Here is a 23,488-nt window from a genome sequence, read left to right as displayed (position 1 = left end):
TTTTATTTAAGGCGTTTTGAATTAGAAACCATAATTCACACCTAAACCAATAATTTGTTTGGTTTGAAAGCCTCTAAATGCATTGTCATCATAAATCGTTTGAAACGCAAAGTTAGTAGATAAATATTTGTTGATTTTCATCACAATGTTCAATTGATAATCTATATCTACATTTTGAGGATCTTCTAAATAGTTAGAATAGAAATTCAAGATGTTTTCTACTGAAACATTTTCCATGATATTGAATTTATAATAACCATTAACCGCGGCTCCTAATTCATATCGAGTTGTTTCTGCTTGTTCTACTCCAAAAGACGAACCAAATTCTGTAAAATGATCGTGAACTACAATTAATTTTGAAGTTGCTGGTGCAATATTTACTTTTAAATTATCACTTTTCTTCCATAACATACCTGGTCCAAATTGAAAAAAGGCAGGTGAAAAGAAATGTGAAATTTTTACAGTTTGAGTTGCTGGATCTAAACCCGTATCCATTTGTGTTTTGAAATTGAAAAAGGCAGAATAAAACCACTCACCGGAAGCTTTTTTTCCTAAAAGAGAATTCAATTCAATTCTATCGTCGGTTTTTTGAGTATCAGCTCCTTTAATTTTGGTTAAACCGTAAGAAACAATCCATTTGTTATCCCAATTCCAATCGCCGTTTTTATAGTTGAAATCATAATTAAAACCAACATTTCCAGCGAAGTTATTTTGACCACCCGCTTGCCAATTACTAAAAGAAGATTGGTTCGCTAAAAAAGTAAAAACGCCTTTTCTGGTCCAATGTTTTGTTGTATCAATAGTTGTTTCTTGAGCAATACTAACCGTTGAAACAAATAGTATCAATAAAAAAAGTCTTTTCATTCCTTAAATTTTTAAAAATTAAAGGCGCAAAGGTACTTATTTTTGTTTAAACAAAGGTACAGCCGAGCAAGCTTCCCCAAACATAACACTTTTAGCAACTTTCATTAGTTTTTGAATCGCTAAAGTATAAACCTGATTTGGAACCGGTTTTTTAGAACAACCTTTCAAAATTACTGGTTTTTGAAAATAATCGGTATAATCGAGTTTGTTCAAAATATCTTGATACCATTCGATAACTGCTAATTCTTTATTTCCGTGAATTACTTTTAAAGCATGATGCGCTAAATAAACCGAAACTAAAGCAAATGACCATGCTGGTAAAATAGCATCTGTCGAACAATACAAAGCGACATATTTGTCTTCAAATTGAGACCAATCGTTATTTTTTAATTGTTCACGAAAATCAGATTCTTTTAAAATGAATCCTTCCAACAACCATTGCGAAATATCTAAATCTACTACATGATTATCTGGATAGTAATCTTCTAAATCGAATACCATCAAAGAACTTTGTGCAACTTTATTTACTATTTCGTCCATATTCTAGTGTTCAGTGTTCAGAAATTAGTGTTCAGCAAACTGCCTACTAAAGACTGAACACTGATTACTTATTTAAAGCATTCCTAATTCTAATTTTGCTTCTTCGCTCATTAAATCTTTGCTCCATGGCGGATCAAAAGTAATTTCAACTTCACAAGATTTTACAGCATCGATAGATTTTACTTTTTCCTCAACTTCTTGAGGCAAAGTTTCGGCTACTGGGCAATTTGGTGATGTTAAAGTCATTAAGATTTTCACATCATTATCCTCGTTAATCATTACGTCATAGATTAAACCTAATTCGTAAATATCTACTGGAATCTCTGGGTCAAAAATTCCTTTTAAAACTTTGACTACATCTTCGCCTAAGTTGATTGTATCGTTAAATTCTTCCATTTTTTTAATTTTTAAACATATAAGTCATATAAGTTAATCCCATAATGCTTTATATATTTCGTTTACATATGTTTGTTGACCTTCGTAATAAATGCTCTTGACATTAAAATTAATTAATAATCCTATTGGCTTTTGCAATAAGTTCATATAAGTCAAAAGTTGAGCTTCATAAATTGGATTCATTTCCGCCACTGCTTTCAATTCAACTACTAAAATGTCTTCAACTAAAATATCACATCTTAGTTTTGATTCCAATTCAAATCCTTTGTAATTAATTGGAATATTACATTCAGAAATTGAATTTATATTTCGTAATTCAAATTCCTTTATTAAACACTGATGATAAACAGTTTCCAATAATCCCGGACCTAATCTTTTATGAACTTCTATTGCTGCCCCGTTAACTTGATAAACTAAATCCTTTAAATGAGTTTTTGTTACATTCTTCATGGCTTGTATTAATTTTTTTGGTGTATATCATATTATAAAAACTTATATGGCTTATATGTTTAATTTTTCAATTTACTGCTTTGATTGAAATGCCAAAGCATACATTTTTATTTGTTTTATCATTGAAACCAAACCGTTCGCTCTTGTTGGTGATAAATGTTCTTTTAATCCTATTTCGTCAATAAAATCGGTATTAGCATCCAAAATTGCTGCTGGTGTTTGGTTTGAAAACGCTCGGATTAAAATAGCAATAATTCCTTTAGTTAAAATCGCATCACTATCTGCTGTGAAAACAATTTTTCCATCTTGTTCTTCACCATGAACCCAAACTTTTGATTGGCAACCTTTGATGATGTTTTCATCTACTTTGTATTGTTCATCAATTAAAGGAAGAGATTTTCCTAATTCGATGATGTATTCATAACGTTGCATCCAATCGTCAAACATCGAAAACTCATCTACAATTTCGTTTTGTATATCTTTAATTGTCATTATTTATTTAATTTTTCGGCAACTACTATTAACTCATTTACAAAAGCTTCTATCTCTTTTGGAGGAAAGCCTCCATCAAATTCAGAAGAAGTGTACGTATCTTTTTCATTAGTAAACGATAATGTTGCTATTGGTGCTCCATCATAGAATCGTTTTTGAGTTGGGTCTTTTAAAGAACTTAAACCGTTCAAATCAATTTTTTGATATAAATCCAATAATTTTTTATAATCTTCTTTTTTTAATTCCCAAAAAGCTGGTTTTGCACCATGAGCAGTAACAACAAAAATTTTCCCTTCGTTGATTGATATTTTTCGGTACATTCCTCTTGTCGTTTCTTGATAAACCACAATCGGTAAGTTTAAAATTTGATTTTCCAAATTTGATTCCGTATTTACAATTTTTGCTTCATCTTGAATTGTGGCTTCTTTACACTTACAACTGGTAAAAAAACTCATCATACTAAAAACTAATGCGAATAATTTCATAATAACATTTTTTAAGATAACATCATTTGCGCTTTTTTAACCGCTTCTACAAAGATATCAATTTCTTCCTTGGTATTATAAAAAGCAAAACTTGCTCTTATCGTTCCAGGAATATTGAAAAAATTCATAATAGGTTGGGCGCAATGATGACCGGTTCTAACCGCTATACCTAACTTATCTATAATTGTGCCAATGTCATACGGATGAATACCTTCGATGTTAAACGAAATTACCGAAGCTTTGTTTTCACTTGTTCCGTAAATCGTTAAACCTTCTATTTCTTGTAATCTTTTGGTTCCGTAATCTAATAATTCTTGTTCGTAAGCTGCAATGTTATCAAAACCAATTGCATTCATATAATCAATCGCAGTTCCTAAAACAATTCCGCCTTCGATGTTTGGTGTTCCAGCTTCGAATTTATGTGGTAAATCGGCATAAGTTGTTTTTTCAAAGGTTACTTCAGCAATCATTTCGCCTCCGCCTTGATATGGTGGCAATTTTCGCAACCATTCTTCTTTTCCGTATAAAATTCCAACGCCTGTTGGTCCGCACACTTTATGTCCTGAAAATACATAAAAATCACAATCCAAAGCTTGCACATCTGGACGTAAATGCGGTGTAGCTTGTGCGCCATCGATTAGAACGGCTGCTCCTACTCCATGTGCTTTTTTGATAATGTATTCAATTGGGTTAACCGTTCCTAACGCATTTGAAATATGATTAAGCGTTACGATTTTCGTTTTTTCGGAAAGTAATTTGTCGAATGCTGAAATGATTAATTCTCCTTTTTCATTCATTGGAATTACGACCAACTTTGCTCCAGTTTTTTCACATAAAAATTGCCAAGGCACAATGTTACTATGGTGTTCCAAAGCGGATACCATAACCTCATCGCCTGCTTTTAGCAAACTTGCAAAACCATTCGCCACTAAGTTAATTCCGAAAGTCGTTCCCGAAGTAAAAATGATTTCGTGATTGTGTTTTGCGTTTAAGTGATTTTGAATCGTATTTCGCGACACTTCATATGCATCCGTAGCCAATTGACTCAACGTATGCACACCACGATGAATATTAGCGTTAATTTCGCTGTAATATTTCGAAATAGCATCGATAACCACTTGTGGCTTTTGCGAAGTAGCTCCATTATCAAAATACACCAAGGGTTTGCCATTTACTTTTTGCGATAAAATGGGAAAATCAGCTCTTACTTTTTGAACATCAAACATTTTCATACAATTTGAGCACAAATTTACAACTTGATTGTTTATAATTGGAATAAATAAAGGTTAAAATAGAATTAAAACTTCTCACCTGCTCCACCACCACTGAAACCACCGCCGCCAAATTCCATTGGATTAGATTGTGTTGGTGCTGGTGTGTTGGCATTCGCTAATGATAAAACGGCTTGAGCATTGAATAATAAAGAATCGTCTGAATCTCTATCAGGTTGGAAAGTAACGCCTTCTGTTTTGTTTTTTAATTGTTGGATAATCAAAAACGCTAATCCAAAAAGTAAAATTCCGCTAATAACCATTACGCATTCAATTGGAAAAAAATAGTAATAATGACGAATGGAGTAAAATCCGAACGCTAGAGTTAGTAATCCCGTATATAAAACCAATTTATCCTTCCATTGGATTCCCAAAAAGAAATAAAGCAACGGTATCAAAAAAGTGAGACCGTAAAAAACGAAAGCAAGTGGAACATCTGAAGTATTTGTAATGGTTAAGTTCATTAATGATTCCGATAATTCGCGAACTACTAGATAATTCATTGATAAATATCCTAAAAGTAAACTAGCCACTCTAATGGTGTCTAAGGTTTTGAAATACGTGTAGAAATTCTGATTTTTATTTAAATGCGAAACGAAAAAATAAACCAAAATCGCTAAAATCAATCCAACAAAAGACAAATAAAACTTGGGCATGAAATCATGCTCGACTATTAAATTGAAAAATATCCCAACCAAACCTATGAAAGCCATTATAGCTGAAATTGTATTAATAAATCGAATAGCAAAAAACACACCCAAAACTAACATTGTTACTAATACTGGTAATACTGCTTCTGTAAGAATTCCGATACCTATTAAAAAAGAGAGTTGGGCGGAAAGTAAAAAAGCATCATCTAATCCATGTCGAAAAAACTTCATTCGAACCAAAACCTCTAATCCAATGTAAGCTAAAATCGCATACAAAAAGAATATAATTTGGTACTCATCGGAAACAATCTGAAGTAAAATCACCGCAAAAGCGCTTATTACAGATGAAAAAAGGAAATTTCCCAACAAAAAGAAACCAATTCGAAAGAAAATATTGGAATTCGATTTCAATTGCATTAATTGAGAACTAATTTTTTGTAATTGCTCTTTAGAAAGGAATTTCTTTTGGTATAATTTTTTAGCTTCTTCGGCCAAAAAATAGTTTTCTAATTCTGATTTATTGTACGCTTGCATTTTTTTTGGCATTAAATTGTTTGACTAATCGAATAAACAGATAAATACTCGCTACCACATAAAAAGGTGAAACCATAATCAATAATTCGTAAAAAGGTCCAAAATCTATAAAAGACAATATTTTTCCTCCTAATACATTTATACCAAAATAGCCATACAACAACATAAAAGCGAAAATTGACGTAGCTAAAACACGGTAACTAAATCGGTAGAAATAATAGACAAAACCAAGTAAAATGGGGATAAAAATATACCATTGTTCCGAAAGTAAGCCTGCAATAATACAAACTCCTAACAAATGCAAAGCAAACGTGGTATAAACAAAATGGAAGTGAATTTTGATTTTATTTATCAAAGAATATTCCATCCAAACTAATAAACCAATACCTAAAACTAATCCCGAATATGTCAATTGTAAATTAGAATAAACTTCATTTTGAAATATACTTTTTGGCGTAATAGAAATTCCGATAAAAGCTGCCAAACTAGTAATCGCCATAGAAAGCACAATTCGATTATCGAAATAATATGCAACAGCAAAACACAAAAGGGCTGAAATCAAGGAAACGTAAGCATACGAATCATCAAAAATTTGATATTGAAAATTGATGTAACCCAAAAAGATACACGCCAACAAACTTCCGGTTAAAACCAAATAATCAAACAACGGATTTTCGAATACAACCTCATCATTGGAATACCCTTTTGCCTTTTTGAAACTGAAATAAAAGCAAACCAACATCAAAATAAAATTAGCCGAAAGAATAGCCAAATGTCCAATAGAATCGATGTTGTTGTACACAATTACTCCAATTCCAGAAGTAAATAAGATTATAGAGAAGTAAATCATTAAAAGCAATTCGCTTCGTAACGAAAATATGCCTTTGTTTTGATAAATAGTAATTTTCTCTAAATCCTCATCATTCAAAAATTCTTTTTGATGGAGTTTTTGAAGCAGTATTTCTGAAAAATGTGGTTTTTCCATGAATTAAAATTTGAATAAAGATAAGGAAAGTTTTACATTATCGCTAAAATAAAAAAACCGCCCAAAAGGCGGTTTTAAAATATATCTAAAATTTTATTACAAATCAAATCCCATATTCACGCCTAATTTGTCAGCGATAATACGAGCAATTTTTGCTTTTAATTCTGGGATTTTTACACTGTTTGTTACTTCACTTGTGAAAGCGTACATCAACAAAGCTTTGGCTTCTTTTTTAGGAATACCTCGTTGTTGCATGTAGAACATTGCACTTTCATCCAATTGACCAATAGTACAACCATGCGAACATTTTACATCATCGGCAAAAATTTCTAATTGTGGTTTTGCGTTAATGGTAGCTTTATCGCCAATTAAAATGTTGTTATTTTGTTGGAAAGCATCTGTTTTTTGAGCTTCTTTTTCAACGAAGATTTTTCCATTGAAAACTCCGGTTGAACTATCGTGTAAAATCGTTTTATAGTTTTGGTGGCTTTCGCAATTTGGTGTTGCGTGTTGTACTAAAGTATAATGATCTACGTGTTGTTTGTCACCAATAATGGTAATACCTTTCAAGGTAGAATCGATTCTTTCTCCTTGATGATAGAAATTCAAATTGTTTCTCGTGATGTTTCCACCAAACGAAAACGTATGCACCGCTACTCTACTCTCTTGTTTTTGGGCAATGTAAGTATTGTCAATCAAATTCGCAGTTTGCACATCGTTTTGAACTTTGTAGTAATCTACAATCGCACGTTTTTGAGCAAAAATTTCGGTAACCGAATTCGTTAAAACTGGATTGCTATTCAAACTTTGATGACGTTCTACGATTTGCACGTGCGCGTTTTCACCTACGATGACCAAATTTCTTGGTTGCACCATCAAAGCTGCTTCATTTCCTGTTGAGAAATAGATAATTTCAATTGGTTTATCTACTACTTTACTTTTTGGAATGTTTATGTAAGCTCCTTCTAAAGAAAATGCTGTATTTAAAGAAGTTAAACTCTCTTCTTTACTAGCAATTTGATTGAAATAATTGTCAATCACCATTTTATATTTCGGCTTTGTCAATGCCGAAGACATCAAGCAAATATCCAAACCTTCATGCGTTGTTGAAGACAAAAACGAACTAAAAATCCCGTCGATGAAAACTACTTTGTAAGTGTCAATTTCGTGTAAGAAATACTTTTTTACATCTTTAAATTCAATCGCATTATCCTTTTTTGGGAAAACCGAAAAATCATTTTTTAAAATCGAATTTAAAGACGTGTATTTCCAAGCTTCTTCCTTTTTTGTAGGAAAACCTTTGTTTTCGAAATTTTTTATGGCGTGACTTCTTAACTCGTGAAGTTCAGAATGTGTATCAATCTTTTCTTCAAAAGCCATGAAAGAAGCTAATAATTTATCTTTCAACTCCATTTTATACTGCTTGTTCGTTTTTAATCCAGTCGTATCCTTTTTCTTCTAACTCTAAAGCTAAATCTGCCCCACCTGTTTTTACGATTTTTCCGTCCATTAAAACGTGAACAAAATCTGGAACGATATAATCTAACAAACGTTGGTAGTGCGTAATCACTAATACCGCGTTGTTTTCGTTTTTTAATTTGTTTACACCATTAGCCACAATTCGTAAGGCGTCGATGTCTAAACCTGAATCGGTTTCGTCTAGAATTGCGATTTTTGGCTCTAACATTGCCATTTGAAAAATCTCGTTACGTTTCTTCTCACCACCCGAAAAACCTTCGTTTAACGAACGCGACAAGAATTTTCTGTCCATTTCTAATAACTCTGATTTTTCACGAATTAATTTCAGCATTTCGTTAGCTGGCATTTCCTCTTTTCCGTTGGCTTTTCTACTTTCGTTGATGGCCGTTTTGATGAAATTCGTTACCGAAACACCTGGGATTTCCACTGGATATTGGAACGATAAGAAAACACCTTTATGGGCTCTTTCTTCTGGAGCTAATTCTGAAATTTCTTCTCCATCTAAAAAGATTTCTCCTTGAGAAACTTCGTAATTTTCGTTTCCAGCAATGATAGAAGATAACGTTGATTTTCCGGCACCGTTTGGTCCCATAATCGCATGAACTTCTCCTGCCTTAATTTCAAGGTTGATTCCTTTTAATATTTCTTTGTCTTCTACCGAAGCGTGTAAGTTTTTAATGCTTAACATGTATATTTTGTTTTTGTTGCTTTTCTAATTAATCTTTTTAATAATCTCTTCAACCCAATTATGACTTTCTTTTGATATTATAATTGTTTTAAAATTATACTTTTCTCCTTCCATTTTTACTCCAACTGAATCATCAATATGTATATCAATATTGAACATGGGAGGAAATTTTGAGCTTTGAATTTTTACAAATTTATTATGTTCTTGTTGGTTAATTATTTTATCAACTTTAATTCCATAAGACATAAACATAATTTTAATTCTTGCTTTACTTCTGTAGGAAGTAGTATAAATATTAACTTTAATTTTTCTTTTTTCTAATTCTTTGAACAACTCTAAACTACCTTTTCTAATATTTTCAATTTTAAAAACTCTCTGTAAGAAATTTTGCTCCTCTACATCAAATTTAAAAGTTGTTGGAATCAATGTGTCGTCTAAGTCAAAAGAAATTGTCATTTAGTTAACTTCTAATTAATTATCCTACAGAGCCTTCTAACGAAATTTCCAATAATTTTTGGGCTTCCACTGCAAATTCCATTGGCAATTTATTCAATACTTCCTTACTGAAACCGTTTACGATTAAGGCAATTGCTTTTTCGGTAGGAATTCCGCGTTGGTTACAGTAAAACACTTGATCTTCTCCAATTTTTGAAGTCGTTGCTTCGTGTTCAATTTTTGCCGAAGCATTTTTACTTTCGATATATGGAAAAGTGTGTGCTCCACAATTATTTCCCATTAAAAGCGAATCACATTGCGAAAAGTTACGCGCGTTTTCAGCTCTTGCTCCTATTTGTACTAATCCTCTATAACTATTTTGTGATTTTCCAGCTGAAATTCCTTTGGAAATAATCGTCGACTTTGAGTTTTTACCCAAGTGAATCATTTTCGTTCCAGTATCCGCTTGTTGGAAATTATTAGTAACGGCTATCGAATAAAATTCGCCAATTGAATTATCTCCTTTTAAAACAACCGAGGGATATTTCCAAGTTACCGCCGAACCTGTTTCTACTTGTGTCCAAGAAATTTTTGCGTTTTTCTCACACAAACCTCTTTTGGTTACGAAGTTATAAACCCCACCTTTTCCTTCTTTGTTTCCAGGATACCAGTTTTGTACGGTTGAATATTTAATTTCGGCATCATCCATTGCGATTAATTCTACAACGGCTGCGTGCAATTGGTTTTCATCACGACTTGGAGCCGTACAGCCTTCTAAATATGAAACGTAACTTCCTTCATCCGCAATTAACAATGTTCTTTCAAACTGACCTGTGCCTCCTTGATTGATTCGGAAATAGGTTGATAATTCCATAGGACAACGAACACCTTTTGGAATGTAACAGAAACTTCCGTCAGAAAAAACCGCCGAATTTAAAGCGGCATAGAAATTATCTTTCTGCGGGACAATAGTTCCTAAATATTTTCGAACTAATTCTGGATGCTCTTTAATCGCTTCCGAAATCGAACAAAAAATAATACCTTTTTCGTTTAATGTTTTCTTAAAAGTCGTTGCTACAGAAACCGAATCCACCACGATATCAATCGCAACGTTATTCATTTTCTTTTGTTCATCAACCGAAATCCCTAACTTTTTGTACATCGCCAAAAGTTCAGGATCAACGTCTTCTAATTTTTTATTCGGATCGGCTTTTTTAGGTGCCGAATAATACGAAATCGCTTGAAAATCTGGTTTTTCATAATGAACGTTTGCCCATTCTGGCTCAACCATTTCTAACCAAGCACGAAAAGCTTCTAAACGCCATTCCGTCATCCATTCTGGCTCTTCTTTTTTCTTTGAAATGGCACGAACAATGTCTTCATTTAATCCAATAGGAAACGTTTCCGAGTCCAATTCGGTATAAAATCCGTATTCGTATTCTTTATTTTCTAATTCGACTTTTAAGTCGTCTTCTGTGTATTTGCTCATATTTTTTGATTTATAGAGAGAAACTCTCTCCACATCCACACGTTCTTTGTGCATTTGGATTGTTAAAAACAAATCCTTTTCCGTTTAAACCACCTGAAAATTCTAATATTGTTCCTGCCAAGTAAAGAAAACTCTTTTTCTCAACAGCAATTTTTACATTATTATCTTCAAATATTTTATCGTTTTCTCCTATTTCTTTGTCAAATTTTAAATCATAAGACAAACCCGAGCAACCACCACTTTTTACGCCTACTCGCACGTAATCTTTGGCTGCATCAAAACCATCTTCTTGCATCATGCTGATGATTTTTTTACTTGCTGTATCAGATACTTTAATCATTTCTTATTTTGATTTTGTCTAAATTAACTGCAAAGATAATCCATAAATTGCTTTTTACAAGAGTTGCTAACATTTTTATAACTTATAGATTCATAGTTTCTATTTATAGTATTTTTTGTAATTTGGCTGAAAATTGTTTTGATCATGAAATTACACCCAATTGAAGCTGGAAATTTTAAATTAGATGGTGGCGCTATGTTTGGCGTGGTGCCTAAAACCATTTGGAATAAAACCAATCCGGCCGACGAAAATAACCTAATTGATATTGCTGCGAGATGCTTATTAATTGAAGACGGAAACCGATTGACGTTGATTGATACCGGAATGGGAAACAAACAATCGGATAAATTTTTTGGATATTATTCGCTTTGGGGTGATCACTCTTTAGATAAATCCTTAAAAAATGCTGGTTTTCATCGCGATGATATTACCGATGTCTTCATGACGCATTTGCATTTTGATCATTGTGGAGGTAGTGTGAATTGGAACAAAGACAAAACAGGTTACGAAGTCGCTTTTAAAAATGCTAAGTTTTGGACTAATGATAATCATTGGGAATGGGCAACGAAACCAAACGCTCGTGAAAAAGCATCATTTCTGCATGAAAATTTAATCCCAATGCAAGAAAGCGGACAATTACAATTTATCAATCGACCTGATAGTGATTTTGGTTTTTCAAGCGAATTAGGTTTCGATATTTTCTACGCTGATGGTCATACCGAAAAACAAATGTTACCACACATCAATTATAATGGAAAAACCATTGTTTTTTGTGCCGATATGCTACCAACTGCGGGCCATATTCCAATACCATATGTAACTGGATACGACACAAGACCTTTGATGTCAATGGATGAAAAGCAAATATTTTTAAATAACGCTGCCGACAATAATTATTATTTGTGGCTAGAACACGACGCTCACAATCAAATTATAACAGTTCAACATACCGAAAAAGGAATTCGATTAAAAGAAATTTTCAAATGTGAAGACATTTTAAAATAAAGTTAAAAACAACTATAACTGTAACAAATACAAAACACTTCAGTCCAATAACTGAAATTAATTAATTGAGAATATGAAGAAAATTTTTAGACCACTGTATTTAAGCTTAGCTTTAGGACTTGTTTTAGCAAGTTGTGGATCACAAAAAATGGTATCAACTCCGGTTGAAAATATTGATAACTTACCTTTAAAAACCACTCCCGTTGCTGAAAATGATTTGCAACGTTGGAGTCATTTAGACTTAGTAAAAGATACGCTTCCTGGAATGAGTGTAGACAAAGCTTACAAGGAATTACTTAAAGGTAAAAAAGGGCAGAAAGTTATCGTTGGAATCGTTGATTCTGGTGTTGACATCAACCATGAAGATTTAAAAGCGGTTGTTTGGACTAATACAAAAGAAATCGCTGGAAACGGAATTGACGACGACAAAAACGGTTACATTGATGATATTCATGGATGGAATTTCTTAGGAAATGCTGTTCACGAACAATTAGAAATGACGCGTATCGTTAAAAAAGGTCCTGGAACTCCAGATTATGATAAAGCGAAAGCAAAATTAGAAGAAGAATTAAAAGGACTTACACCTCAAAAACAACAATTAGATTTTATTGTAAATGCTGAAAAACAATTAACTACTTACTTCAAGAAAAGCAATTTCACATTAGAAGAAGTAAAAGCAATTCCTGCGACTGAAACATCTTTGACTCAACCAAAAGCTGTTTTTATGCAAGTTTTAAGCACAACATCAAAAGCAGATTTCGACAAACAAATTGAAGAATATAAAGACTATGTTTACGGACAATTAAATTACAACTTAAATGTTGATTTTGATGGAAGAAAAATCGTTGGCGATAATCCAAACGATTTAAAAGACACTAAATATGGAAACAATAATGTAGTTGGTCCAGAGCCAAAAGAAGCAAAACACGGAACACATGTTGCTGGAATTGTAGCACAAGTTAGAGGCAACAATAAAGGTGGAGACGGAGTTACAAACAACGCTCAAATCATGGCGTTAAGAGCTGTTCCAAACGGAGACGAATATGATAAAGATATTGCTTTAGCAATTCGCTATGCGGCAGATAATGGTGCAAAAGTAATCAACGGTTCTTTTGGAAAATATTTTTCTCAAAACAAAGAATGGGTTATCGATGCCATCAAATATGCAGAATCGAAAGACGTTTTAGTAGTTATCGCTGCTGGTAATGAATCGTATGATTTAGATGTTACTAACAAATATCCTAACGATACGTATGACAACTCTCCAGAATATGCAAAAAATGTTTTAATTATCGGAGCTTTAGCGCCAACTTATGGAAGCAAAATGGTAGCTGATTTTTCTAATTACGGAAAAAACAATGTTGATATTTTTGCACCAGGAGAAAAAATTTATGCTACTACTCCATTAAACACTTACGAATATTTACAAGGAACTTCAATGGCTTCGCCTAACGTAGCGGGTGTAGCAACATTAATTCGTTCTTACTATCCAAGCTTAACTGCAGTTCAAGTAAAACAAATTATTATGGAAAGTGGTACTCCGTTGAAAAACACAGTAACTATTGGTGAAGACAAACATAAAGCTAATTTTGCTGACGCATCAAAATCAGGTAGAATTGTAAATGCTTACAACGCTTTAGTTTTAGCCGAAAAAATGGCGAAAAAATAAAAATTTCACTACTTTAGTAAAAACCAAAACCTACAGGTTGTCAAATTCTTGTAGGTTTTTCTTTTAAAAATTGATTATGAAAAAATTACTTCTTTTACTTACTTCTTGTATTGGTTTCGCACAAAACAATCCAAATCCAGGTTATTGGCAACAACACGTTGACTATAAAATGGATGTGAAAATGGATGTAAAAAAATTCCAATATACTGGAAAACAAGAAATTGTTTATACCAACAATTCTAACGACACACTACACAAAGTGTATTATCATTTGTACAATAATGCGTTTCAACCTGGAAGCGAAATGGACGCAAGACTTCAAGCCATTTCTGACCCTGATAAGCGAATGGTGAAAACCTTTAAAAAAGAAGGTAAAGATGTAAAAGAAAGTAGAATTAGCACTTTAAAACCGAATGAAATTGGGTATTTAAACATCGCTAATTTCAAACAAGATGGCGTTGCAGCAACCACAAAAGTAGTTGGAACTATTTTAGAAGTTACGTTAGCAAAAGCTATTTTACCAAAACAAAAAACTACGCTTTCATTAGATTTTAACGGTCAAGTGCCATTGCAAATTCGTCGTTCAGGAAGATTATCTGAAGAAGGCGTTGCTTTATCGATGACACAATGGTATCCAAAATTATGCGAATATGATTTCGAAGGATGGCACGCAAACCCTTACATCGCAAGAGAATTTCATGGTGTTTGGGGAAATTTTGATGTAAAAATCACGATTGACAAAGCGTACACTATTGGAGGAACGGGTTATTTACAAAACAAAAATGAAATCGGTCATGGTTATCAAGATGCTGGCGTACAAGTCGTTTATCCAAAGAAAACTAAAAACCTAACTTGGCATTTTTATGCGCCAAACGTGCATGATTTTGCTTGGGGAGCCGATAACGAATTCATCCACGACATGATTTTAGGTCCAAATAATGTAGAACTGCATTTTCTTTACAAAAACAAGAAAGAAAATTTAGAAAATTGGAAAAAAATGCAACCTAAAACAGCCGAATTATTGGCGTTTTTCAATGAAAATGTTGGACCTTATCCGTACAAACAATACTCCGTGATTCAAGGTGGCGATGGCGGAATGGAATATGGCATGTGTACCTTAATCACTGGAAACAGAGCTTTTGGAAGTTTAGTTGGTGTAACCGCTCACGAACTAGCACACTCTTGGTTCCAATTTGTTCTAGCAACTAACGAAACCAAACACGAATGGATGGACGAAGGATTTACCTCTTACATTTCTAATTTAGCAATGAACAAGGTATTGCCTCCTAAAAAACCTGAAGTTCCTTATGAAGATGCATATAATAATTACATTTATTTAGCAAAATCTGGGAAAGAACAACCGTTATCCACTCACGCAGATCGTTATGATTTGAATATGGCGTATGGTATTTCAGCTTACAGTAAAGGAGAAGTATTTTTGGTACAATTAGGTTATTTAATTGGGCAAGAAAACCTCAACAAAACCATCAAACGATATTACAACGAGTATAAATTTACGCATCCAACACCAAACGATATAAAACGTGTAGCTGAAAAGGTTTCGGGTGCTAATTTAGATTGGTATTTGTTAGATTGGACATTAACCACTAACACTATCGATTACGGAATCAAAGAAGTTTCAGAAGCCAATGCTGCCAACACAAAAGTGGTATTTGAAAGAAAGGGAAGAATGCCAATGCCTTTAGATGTTATGGTAGAATACACCGACGGAACCAAAGAATTTTTCTACATTCCAAACACCTTAATGCGTTGGGAAAAACCAAATCCGTATGCAGGAATCAAAGGAAATGTATTAAAAGGTTGGGATTGGGCGTTTCCAACATTCACTTTTGAAATTGCAAAACCAAAAGCAAAAATAAAATCCATCACCATTGACCCAGAAAACTTAATGGCAGATGTAAATAAAGAAGATAATATCTTTCCAAAAAAATAAAATTGAAAAGCGACTTTCGGGTCGCTTTTTTTGTGTTCATTTTCAATCGCTGAGATGATAATTGTCATGATTTGCGTGTTTTGTCTTTCGTAATTTTAATGTGCTAAAAATGCAATTAAAATTAGTTATTCATTTAAAAACATAAAGTCATGAGCATTGCAACCAAAGACATTAGAAACGTGGTATTTCTTGGGCATTCAGGTTCTGGAAAAACCACCTTTATCGAGACCATGTTATTTGAAAGTGGCGTAATTCCACGCCGTGGTTCGGTTGAAAATCACAATACCATTTCGGATTTTACCGATTTAGAACACGAAAGAGAAAACACCTTATACAGTCACTTAATGCATGTTAAATGGCACAACAACAAAATCAACATCATAGACACTCCAGGTTTCGACGATTTTATTGGCGAAGTAGTTTCTTCGCTTAAAGTAGCCGATACCACTGTAATTCTTCTAAATGCGGCTTCTGGCGTAGAAGTAGGCACTGAAATTGTTTGGGAATACGTTCAAAACTATCAAACGCCTGCTTTTTTTGTTATCAATCAAATGGATCAACCAAAAGCAGATTTTGAAACTACTTTAGAGCAAGCGGTAAATCGCTTTGGGAATAAGGTAATTCCGATTCAATATCCTTACAATTCAGGTGAAAAATTTAATAGCATTATCGATGTACTTCGCATGACAATGTATGTTTTCACAGAAAATGGTGGAAAACCAGAAAAAATGCCAATTCCTGAATCCGAATTAGAAAAAGCAAATGCGCTTCATAATGCATTAGTTGAAGCTGCAGCGGAAAACGAAGAAGGTTTAATGGAAAAATACTTCGAAAAAGGCAATTTAGATGAAGAAGAATTAGCAAAAGGGTTAACCATTGCGCTTGCTAACCAACAAATATTTCCAGTTTTCTGTGCTTCGGGATTGAAAGATATGGGAAGCGGAAGAGTTATGGGATTCATCGATGATATTGCGCCATCTCCAGCCGATAGACCAGCGAAAAAATTAGAAAATGGAGGCGAATTAAAATGCGATGCTTCAGACAAAACTACTATTTTCATTTACAAAACGCTTTCAGAACCACAAGTGGGAATGGTTTCCTATTTCAAAGTCCTTTCAGGTGAATTGAATGCTGGCGATGAATTGGTAAATTCCGATAACGGAGAAACTGAACGCTTAACTCAATTATTCGTAGCCGAAGGTAAACAAAGAACTTCAGTAGAAAAATTAGTTGCAGGAGATTTGGGCGTAACTGTTCGATTGAAATTTGGACATTCAAACAACACATTGAATGCTAAAGGTGTAGAAAGAAAAGTAAGAAAAATGCAATTTCCTGATAGCAGAATTAGAAAAGCGGTAGCTACTGCTAATCTTGCCGATATGGAAAAAATGATTAAAGCATTCCATCAAATTGAAGAAGAAGATTTGACTTTTAAAGTGGAACAATCTTCGGAATTAAAACAAACTATTGTTAACGGTCAAGGACAATTGCATTTGGATTTAATCAAACATCGTGTTGAAAATGAAAACAATATCGAAATCGTTTTTGAAGAACCAAAAGTGCCTTATCGTGAAACCATAACTAAAGCCGCAAAAGCTGAATACCGTCATAAAAAACAAAGTGGTGGTGCTGGACAATTTGGTGAAGTTCATTTAACGATTGAGCCTTATTATGATGATATGCCAGAACCACAAGGAGTAAACGTTCGCAACAAAGAAATTGAAGAATTGCCTTGGGGTGGAAAATTTGCTTTCTATTGGTGTATTGTGGGTGGCGCTATTGATAATAGATACGCTACTGCTATCAAAAAAGGAATCATGCAATCCATGACTGAAGGTCCGTTAACGGGTTCTAATTGTCAAAACATTCGCGTTTGTATTTACGATGGTAAAATGCATGCGGTAGACAGTAATGATATTTCGTTCCAATTGGCCGCTTCTCATGCGTTTAAAGAAGCTTTTAACGAAGCAAGACCTCAGCTTTTAGAGCCTTACTATCAACTTGAGGTGCTTTGCGAAGATGCCTACACCGGCGACGTCATGGGCGATTTACAAACCCGAAGAGCCATCATTCAAGGTATGGACACCGATGGTCATTATCAAAAAATTATTTCCGAAGTGCCATTAGCCGAACTCAAAGATTACGGCTCAACACTTCGTTCATTAACACAAGGAAAAGCAAAATTCAAATTGGAATTTAGTAATTATCAACTGGTTCCAACTCATGTTCAGGAAAGTTTAGTTATAAGCAATGCGGTTTTATCTGAATAATGAAAGAATTTTGATTCTGGAAAAGCTTCTTCAAATTGAAGAAGCTTTTTTTGTGCGTATTTTTTACGGTTTAAAAAATAAAATGAGAAAATAAAAAATTTACTACTGATTATTAGTAAATTAGTATAAAATATAATCGGGTGGAAATTTTAGATAAAAATAAAACGGTATCACAATTAACAATACTATACATCTTAGTGGTTGTTGCCTTTTCCTTTTTTGATTTGAAATCATTTCCCATTCTTGAATTTCTGTTAGGTAGTATTCGGATTCCGCTTCTTATTTTAATGTATTTTCTTGCTTCAAAAATCAAAAGCACGCTCTATTTTAGCGCTTTAATTTTGTTCTTTTTTGCCTATTTATTCTTTAGAGAAAATACGCCTTTCTTTAATTTTATTGGAGCTATCATTTCACTTGCTTATCGCATATTAATCTTCATCATCGTTTATAAAAGTATTGAAAATAAAAATTGGTTGGCGATAGTTTTAGCTTCTATTCCTTTCTTTTTTATCTATCTATATGCGTTACTTTTGATAGAAAGCGAAGTGAAAATAGATTTTTATCCATGGGTTGTAAACGGATTTTTAACATCTTTCATTGGCGGAATGGCTGCTTATAATTTCCTGTTTCAAGATAAGAAAAGGTTATATTGGTTAATTATAAGCGCCATTTTGTTTGTGATTCAAATTGGAGTTTTCTTAATCAACAAGTATTACTATCCTGATGAAATTTTAAGAATGTTAACCATTATTTTGTTTGGAATTTCCAACTTCACTTTTTACAAATTTGTAATACTACAAGAAGAATTAAAACTTAAATACACATCTTAGTTTAAAGTTTTCTAACTTTGCTACATGAAATTCACTTATCCCAAACACGAAAAATTAAAAAGCAAAACTACGATTGACTTGTTGTTTTCGGGAGGGAAATCGGTTTCAAAATATCCGTTACGTTTGGTTTATGTAGAAAATACAGAACCTAATGCGGAACTCATTAAAATGGGTGTTTCAGTCTCTAAAAAATACTTTAAAAAAGCGGTAGATCGCAATTATTTCAAACGTGTTTTGCGCGAAACCTATCGTTTAAACAAGCATCTTTTGATTGATAATTTAGAAAAACCACATGCGTTTATGTTTTTCTATCAAACAAAAGAGCGACTTTCCTATCAAGAAATTGAAGAGAAAACCATCCAACTTTTTCAAAAATTCAACGAAAGGCAGAAGTAAATTGCACTTTTGGTTTAATTTTTGCTCAAGATTCTTTACTTTCGTAAACTAGTATAATTCAATACTTCAACATGAAAAAATATTTCAGAGGAAAAATTATCATTCCTGTTCTGGCTGCGGGTTTCTTATTTGTGGGTGTTAGTTTCAAGAACGACTTTTTTGAAATTGCCAAGCAAATTGAAATCTTTACTGGACTTTTCAAAACCGTTAACCAAAATTACGTGGATGAAACCAATCCGGGTGAAATGATGGATAACGCCATAAAAAACATGTTGAAAGAATTAGATCCGTACACCGTTTTCTTTAACGAACAAGACGTTTTAAAATTCAAAATCAACAATACGGGCGAATACACTGGCATTGGCGCTATGGTGCAACGCAAAGAAGGAAAAGTTTTTCTTAAAGAAATTTACAAAGGCTTTCCAGCCGATAAAGCCGGTTTAAAAGCTGGTGATGAGGTAATTCAAATTGGAGATATTAGCTTAAAAGAATACAAAGAAGACGCTTCGCAATTGTTTCGTGGTGCAAAAAACACGAAAGTTGAAATTCAATACATTCGTCAAGGAAAAACGCAGAACGCCACTATTATTTTAGATGATGTTGAAATTAAAGCAGTTCCGTTTTTCTCGCTTTTAAAAGACAATACAGGTTACATTGTTTTAACGAAATTCACTGAAAAGGCGAGCTTTGAAACCAAAGCAGCATTGTTAGAATTGAAAAAACAAGGCGCTACCAAAATCATTTTAGATTTAAGAGGAAATCCTGGTGGTTTGTTGCATGAAGCAGTGAATATTTGCAATCTTTTTGTGCCGAAAAACGAATTGATTGTAACCACAAAATCGAAAAATCCAAAACATAATTTAGAATATCGTACCAAAAACGAACCTATCGATTTAGAAATTCCGATTGCAGTTATAGTGGACGGGAAAAGTGCTTCGGCTTCGGAAATTGTAGCGGGTGCGATTCAAGATTTAGATAGAGGTGTAATTTTAGGAACGAGAAGTTTTGGAAAAGGATTGGTACAACGTCCATTAGATTTGTCTTATGGTACGCAAGTAAAAGTCACGATTTCAAGATATTACACACCTTCTGGAAGATGTATTCAAGCTTTAGATTATTCGAAAAAAGACGAAAACGGAAAAGCAATCAAGAAAAATCAAACTGAATTCACTGCCTTCAAAACTAAGGCTGGAAGAACGGTTTATGATGGCGGTGGTGTTTTACCCGATATGGAAATTGAAGAAACAAAAATGGCAACCATTACGGATGCTGTAGTTAAAACAGATGCAATTTTTAACTTTGCTACGCAATGGTATTATAAAAACCCAACCGTTTCAGGAATTCCTACCATTTCAGATGCTGATTTTATTGCGTTTAAGACCTTTTTAAAACAAGAGAAAATCAGTTTAGACACCGAAACCAATAAAGCGCTTAAAAACGTGCTTGAAACCGCTAAAAAAGAAAAAATAGACACTCAAATTACGAATGAATACAAACAATTAGAATTGGCTATTGAGAAAAATCAGGAAATGGAATTGGACAAAAACAAGAACCAAATCAAAAAACTAATTCAGGAAGATTTAATCACACGTTACCAATATCGCGAAGGTTTATACCAATTTTACACCAAAGAAAACTTAGAAATTGAAAAAGCCATTGCCTTATTAAACAATCAAACGCAATACAAATCGATATTAAAAAAATAAGATGACACGTTTATTTTCCCTACTATTTTTACTGTTTTCAGTAGTCTCATTTGCTCAAGAAGATGAAGAGGTACACTCGATATTTTTCGAATTTGACAAATACAATTTAAAAGAAGAACAAGCCAATGCCGTAGTAGCTTTCGTTAGCAAAATAGACACTTCGCGCATTGAATCGGTTCAGATTTTTGGCTATTGTGATGACCGCGGAAAAGATCAATATAACTATACTTTATCGACCAACAGAGCTAATACTGTTAAGAACAAGTTGATTGAAAGAGGTATCAAAAGTAAAATTATCATTACGTTAGAAGGAAAAGGTAGAATCATGCTTGATGAAGACATGCAAACCAATGTTCCTGAAGCACGTTCAAAAAACCGAAGAGTAGACGTAGTAGTAAATTTCAAACCTATTGTAATTGAAGATTTTAAAATTCCTGGCGTTTATAGTACGATTAAAAAAGATAGAATTGTAGGCGATAGGATTTATCTTGACCACGTTTTGTTTGAAAGAGGCAGTAGCCAATTGACCTATAAAGCCAAGAAAGAATTAGACCGAATTGCCTTAGAATTACATAAATACAAAAACATCCATTTCGAAATTCAAGGCCATGTTTGTTGTACGCCAACCTTCCAAAAAGAAGCAATTGATCGTGATACTAAAAAGCGAGAATTATCAATAAATCGCGCTAAAAGAGTATATAATTACTTTTTGATGAAACGCATCAGTAAAGTTCGCATGAGCTATAAAGGCTATGGTAATACCCAATCCTTAAAACAAGGAAGTACTTTAGATAGAAGAGTGGAACTTTTGATTACCAAAAATGATGTGGTTCCAGTAGAACCGAAGAAGTAGATTAAACAAACACATCATGAAATATTTCTTTTTTTGTATAGTAACTCTTTTTACTACTATTGCTTTTTCTCAGAAAAAAGGAACCATAACCTATAATTTCAAAATTTTAGAGGATGAAAAATTCATTAAAAACGAAGTTATTGGAAAGTTTTTTTTACAAGCAATTGAAGGCGCAAAACATCTTAAATTTGAATTGACATTCAATGATTCCATTTCAGAATTTAAACTCATAAAAAACATGGCTTTGGATGGAGAAAATTTAGAAATGGCAATACTAGACAGTAGAGCAAGAAAAGAAATTTATATTTTTAAGAATAAAATTTATCATAATAATTCAAATGGTCTTTTTAAAGAAAATGAGTTTTTAATAATAGATCCTTTAAACCAAAATTGGGTGTATACAAATGAATCCAAAGTCATCGATGGCTACACTTGTTATAAGGCAACCAATGAATATATAGTGGATAATGGAAAAATCTTCAAACATCCAGTAATTGCTTGGTTTTGTCCACAAATTCCTATTTCAATTGGACCTAGAGGATATGGTGGTCTTCCTGGTTTGATATTAGAATTACAAGAGTGGAATAGTGTTTTTGGTGTTGAAAAAATTGCGTTTTCAAATGACATTAAAGAAATTGTATTACCAAAAGAAGGTAAAATAATTAGTGAGCAAGAATATCAAAATAAAGTTGGTGAAGCAGTAAAAAAACAATTTTAATGATTTATTAATTTTCTATGAAAAACGCATCATTAATAAAAACCCTTCTTGTTTTATCTTGTTTATATTCAAGCACCTATGCTCAAAAAAACAAAGCTATATATTCCGTTTCAATAAACAATAAAGAAGATATAGACAAGACTTCTCCTTACAATTCCTATTATAAAATTGCACAAGAAAACAGTAACCAATTTACATTTCATTTGATTTTTTCTAAAGATAGCAGTGATTTTTTTATTAATGATAATCTAGAAATTGAATATCATTCTTTTAGAATGGTTAAAGCATTTTCTAGGTATCAAGGTTTTGTTAGAAAAACTAAAAGTAAAACTTTTATTGAAAAAGAAATTGATAATAAAACCTATATTTTAGAAGAAAAAACAGAATATAATTGGACTTTAACAACTGAAAATAAAAAAATTGGAAATTATAGTTGTTACAAAGCAATAACAAATAAAAAGACAAAAAACAACAATTCAATTCCCATAATCGCATGGTATTGTCCTGAATTAGCTTATCAATTTGGACCTAATGGTTATGGAAATTTACCTGGATTAATTGTAGAACTTCAAATTGATAATGTAATTTATGGATTGAAATCCATTAATTTTGATGATAAAACTATTAAGTTTAAAGAAATTGATTTTAAAAAAATTATTTCTCAAGATAAATACGACGAAATAATAAAAGAAAAAATGAAATTTGTACTAGACGAATAATTATAAATAAATGCCAAAACACCTAATTATATTACTACTTTTTCCTATATTCTCATTTCCCAAACCTTAACTGGCACGGTGAAAAACTCGCTGACAAAATCTAATGTTTTAAATTTCAAAAAATATAAAATCAGCGTTTTTATTTTCACTAAATCACTTTTTTAAAACCAAAATCCCAGTAAACACTGAAAAAAATAATTGAAAATGTACAGAAAATCTGTAACAGGAATAAAAATTCATGTTTTAAATTTGTCTTTGTATATACACAAA

Annotated in this window: 24 protein-coding genes; 10 read left to right on the top strand and 14 right to left on the bottom strand. The window is 32.7% G+C overall.

Annotated elements, in window-relative coordinates:
- Nucleotides 1-21: 21 nt before the first annotated feature.
- From C8D80_RS08130 to C8D80_RS08065, 14 genes are all read right to left on the bottom strand, one after another.
- On the bottom strand, nucleotides 22-864 hold the full coding sequence (locus C8D80_RS08130) for a DUF3078 domain-containing protein (protein ID WP_133609195.1): 843 nt from the start codon (nucleotides 862-864) through the stop codon (nucleotides 22-24).
- 36 nt (nucleotides 865-900) lie between these two features.
- Nucleotides 901-1,404 (bottom strand): DUF2480 family protein, encoded by a 504-nt coding sequence (locus tag C8D80_RS08125; protein WP_133609193.1) that lies wholly within the window; start codon nucleotides 1,402-1,404, stop codon nucleotides 901-903.
- Nucleotides 1,405-1,476: 72 nt separating this feature from the next.
- Nucleotides 1,477-1,800, bottom strand: coding sequence for an SUF system Fe-S cluster assembly protein (locus C8D80_RS08120; protein WP_111566555.1), 324 nt, complete (start codon nucleotides 1,798-1,800; stop codon nucleotides 1,477-1,479).
- A gap of 33 nt (nucleotides 1,801-1,833) precedes the next feature.
- Nucleotides 1,834-2,250 (bottom strand): GxxExxY protein, encoded by a 417-nt coding sequence (locus C8D80_RS08115; RefSeq protein ID WP_133609191.1) that lies wholly within the window; start codon nucleotides 2,248-2,250, stop codon nucleotides 1,834-1,836.
- 72 nt (nucleotides 2,251-2,322) lie between these two features.
- Nucleotides 2,323-2,742 (bottom strand): SufE family protein, encoded by a 420-nt coding sequence (locus C8D80_RS08110; protein ID WP_133609189.1) that lies wholly within the window; start codon nucleotides 2,740-2,742, stop codon nucleotides 2,323-2,325.
- Nucleotides 2,742-3,227: a hypothetical protein gene (locus C8D80_RS08105; RefSeq protein ID WP_133609187.1), complete on the bottom strand. Its 486-nt coding sequence runs from the start codon at nucleotides 3,225-3,227 to the stop codon at nucleotides 2,742-2,744. The genes C8D80_RS08110 and C8D80_RS08105 overlap by 1 nt, the downstream gene beginning before the upstream one ends.
- A gap of 11 nt (nucleotides 3,228-3,238) precedes the next feature.
- Nucleotides 3,239-4,453, bottom strand: a complete 1,215-nt coding sequence (locus tag C8D80_RS08100; protein ID WP_133609185.1) for an aminotransferase class V-fold PLP-dependent enzyme — start codon at nucleotides 4,451-4,453, stop codon at nucleotides 3,239-3,241.
- A gap of 71 nt (nucleotides 4,454-4,524) precedes the next feature.
- Nucleotides 4,525-5,694 carry a hypothetical protein gene (locus C8D80_RS08095; protein WP_133609183.1) on the bottom strand — a complete coding sequence of 390 codons (1,170 nt, stop codon included), beginning with the start codon at nucleotides 5,692-5,694 and terminating at the stop codon, nucleotides 4,525-4,527.
- The gene (locus tag C8D80_RS08090) at nucleotides 5,666-6,667 is read right to left on the bottom strand and encodes a DUF2157 domain-containing protein (RefSeq protein ID WP_133609181.1); all 1,002 of its coding nucleotides are present in this window, start codon (nucleotides 6,665-6,667) and stop codon (nucleotides 5,666-5,668) included. Before C8D80_RS08090 ends, C8D80_RS08095 begins: the two co-directional genes overlap by 29 nt.
- A gap of 96 nt (nucleotides 6,668-6,763) precedes the next feature.
- Nucleotides 6,764-8,080 (bottom strand): Fe-S cluster assembly protein SufD, encoded by a 1,317-nt coding sequence (sufD, locus tag C8D80_RS08085; protein ID WP_133609179.1) that lies wholly within the window; start codon nucleotides 8,078-8,080, stop codon nucleotides 6,764-6,766.
- Nucleotide 8,081: 1 nt separating this feature from the next.
- Nucleotides 8,082-8,834, bottom strand: a complete 753-nt coding sequence (gene sufC, locus C8D80_RS08080) for a Fe-S cluster assembly ATPase SufC (protein ID WP_133609177.1) — start codon at nucleotides 8,832-8,834, stop codon at nucleotides 8,082-8,084.
- 24 nt (nucleotides 8,835-8,858) lie between these two features.
- A complete protein-coding gene (locus C8D80_RS08075) occupies nucleotides 8,859-9,290 on the bottom strand; it encodes an HAD family hydrolase (protein WP_133609175.1) in 432 nt (143 codons plus the stop codon).
- A 19-nt stretch (nucleotides 9,291-9,309) separates the two neighbouring features.
- Entirely contained in the window at nucleotides 9,310-10,758 is a 1,449-nt protein-coding gene (gene sufB, locus C8D80_RS08070; protein ID WP_133609173.1) for a Fe-S cluster assembly protein SufB, read from the bottom strand.
- 10 nt (nucleotides 10,759-10,768) lie between these two features.
- Nucleotides 10,769-11,098, bottom strand: a complete 330-nt coding sequence (locus C8D80_RS08065) for a HesB/IscA family protein (protein ID WP_133609171.1) — start codon at nucleotides 11,096-11,098, stop codon at nucleotides 10,769-10,771.
- Between the two features lie 144 nt (nucleotides 11,099-11,242).
- Here C8D80_RS08065 and C8D80_RS08060 point away from each other — a divergent pair, with 144 nt between their 5' ends.
- From C8D80_RS08060 to C8D80_RS08015, 10 genes are all read left to right on the top strand, one after another.
- Entirely contained in the window at nucleotides 11,243-12,103 is an 861-nt protein-coding gene (locus C8D80_RS08060; RefSeq protein ID WP_133609169.1) for an MBL fold metallo-hydrolase, read from the top strand.
- Nucleotides 12,104-12,176: 73 nt separating this feature from the next.
- Nucleotides 12,177-13,772 carry a S8 family peptidase gene (locus C8D80_RS08055; protein WP_133609167.1) on the top strand — a complete coding sequence of 532 codons (1,596 nt, stop codon included), beginning with the start codon at nucleotides 12,177-12,179 and terminating at the stop codon, nucleotides 13,770-13,772.
- 76 nt (nucleotides 13,773-13,848) lie between these two features.
- Nucleotides 13,849-15,726 carry a M1 family metallopeptidase gene (locus tag C8D80_RS08050; protein ID WP_133609165.1) on the top strand — a complete coding sequence of 626 codons (1,878 nt, stop codon included), beginning with the start codon at nucleotides 13,849-13,851 and terminating at the stop codon, nucleotides 15,724-15,726.
- Nucleotides 15,727-15,875: 149 nt separating this feature from the next.
- Entirely contained in the window at nucleotides 15,876-17,996 is a 2,121-nt protein-coding gene (locus C8D80_RS08045; RefSeq protein WP_133609163.1) for an elongation factor G, read from the top strand.
- Nucleotides 17,997-18,136: 140 nt separating this feature from the next.
- Entirely contained in the window at nucleotides 18,137-18,826 is a 690-nt protein-coding gene (locus C8D80_RS08040) for a hypothetical protein (protein WP_133609161.1), read from the top strand.
- A 24-nt stretch (nucleotides 18,827-18,850) separates the two neighbouring features.
- Nucleotides 18,851-19,222 carry a ribonuclease P protein component gene (gene rnpA / locus C8D80_RS08035; RefSeq protein WP_133609159.1) on the top strand — a complete coding sequence of 124 codons (372 nt, stop codon included), beginning with the start codon at nucleotides 18,851-18,853 and terminating at the stop codon, nucleotides 19,220-19,222.
- Between the two features lie 71 nt (nucleotides 19,223-19,293).
- Nucleotides 19,294-20,928, top strand: a complete 1,635-nt coding sequence (locus C8D80_RS08030; protein WP_133609157.1) for a S41 family peptidase — start codon at nucleotides 19,294-19,296, stop codon at nucleotides 20,926-20,928.
- Nucleotide 20,929: 1 nt separating this feature from the next.
- The gene (locus C8D80_RS08025; protein WP_133609155.1) at nucleotides 20,930-21,781 is read left to right on the top strand and encodes an OmpA family protein; all 852 of its coding nucleotides are present in this window, start codon (nucleotides 20,930-20,932) and stop codon (nucleotides 21,779-21,781) included.
- Between the two features lie 16 nt (nucleotides 21,782-21,797).
- Nucleotides 21,798-22,499: a GLPGLI family protein gene (locus C8D80_RS08020; protein ID WP_133609153.1), complete on the top strand. Its 702-nt coding sequence runs from the start codon at nucleotides 21,798-21,800 to the stop codon at nucleotides 22,497-22,499.
- A 17-nt stretch (nucleotides 22,500-22,516) separates the two neighbouring features.
- Nucleotides 22,517-23,218 carry a GLPGLI family protein gene (locus C8D80_RS08015; RefSeq protein WP_133609151.1) on the top strand — a complete coding sequence of 234 codons (702 nt, stop codon included), beginning with the start codon at nucleotides 22,517-22,519 and terminating at the stop codon, nucleotides 23,216-23,218.
- Nucleotides 23,219-23,488 lie beyond the last annotated feature (270 nt).

Origin of the sequence: Flavobacterium cheniae, assembly GCF_004363695.1 — a bacterium.
Classification (GTDB): domain Bacteria; phylum Bacteroidota; class Bacteroidia; order Flavobacteriales; family Flavobacteriaceae; genus Flavobacterium; species Flavobacterium cheniae.
This window is presented reverse-complemented; position numbering and strand designations above follow the sequence as displayed.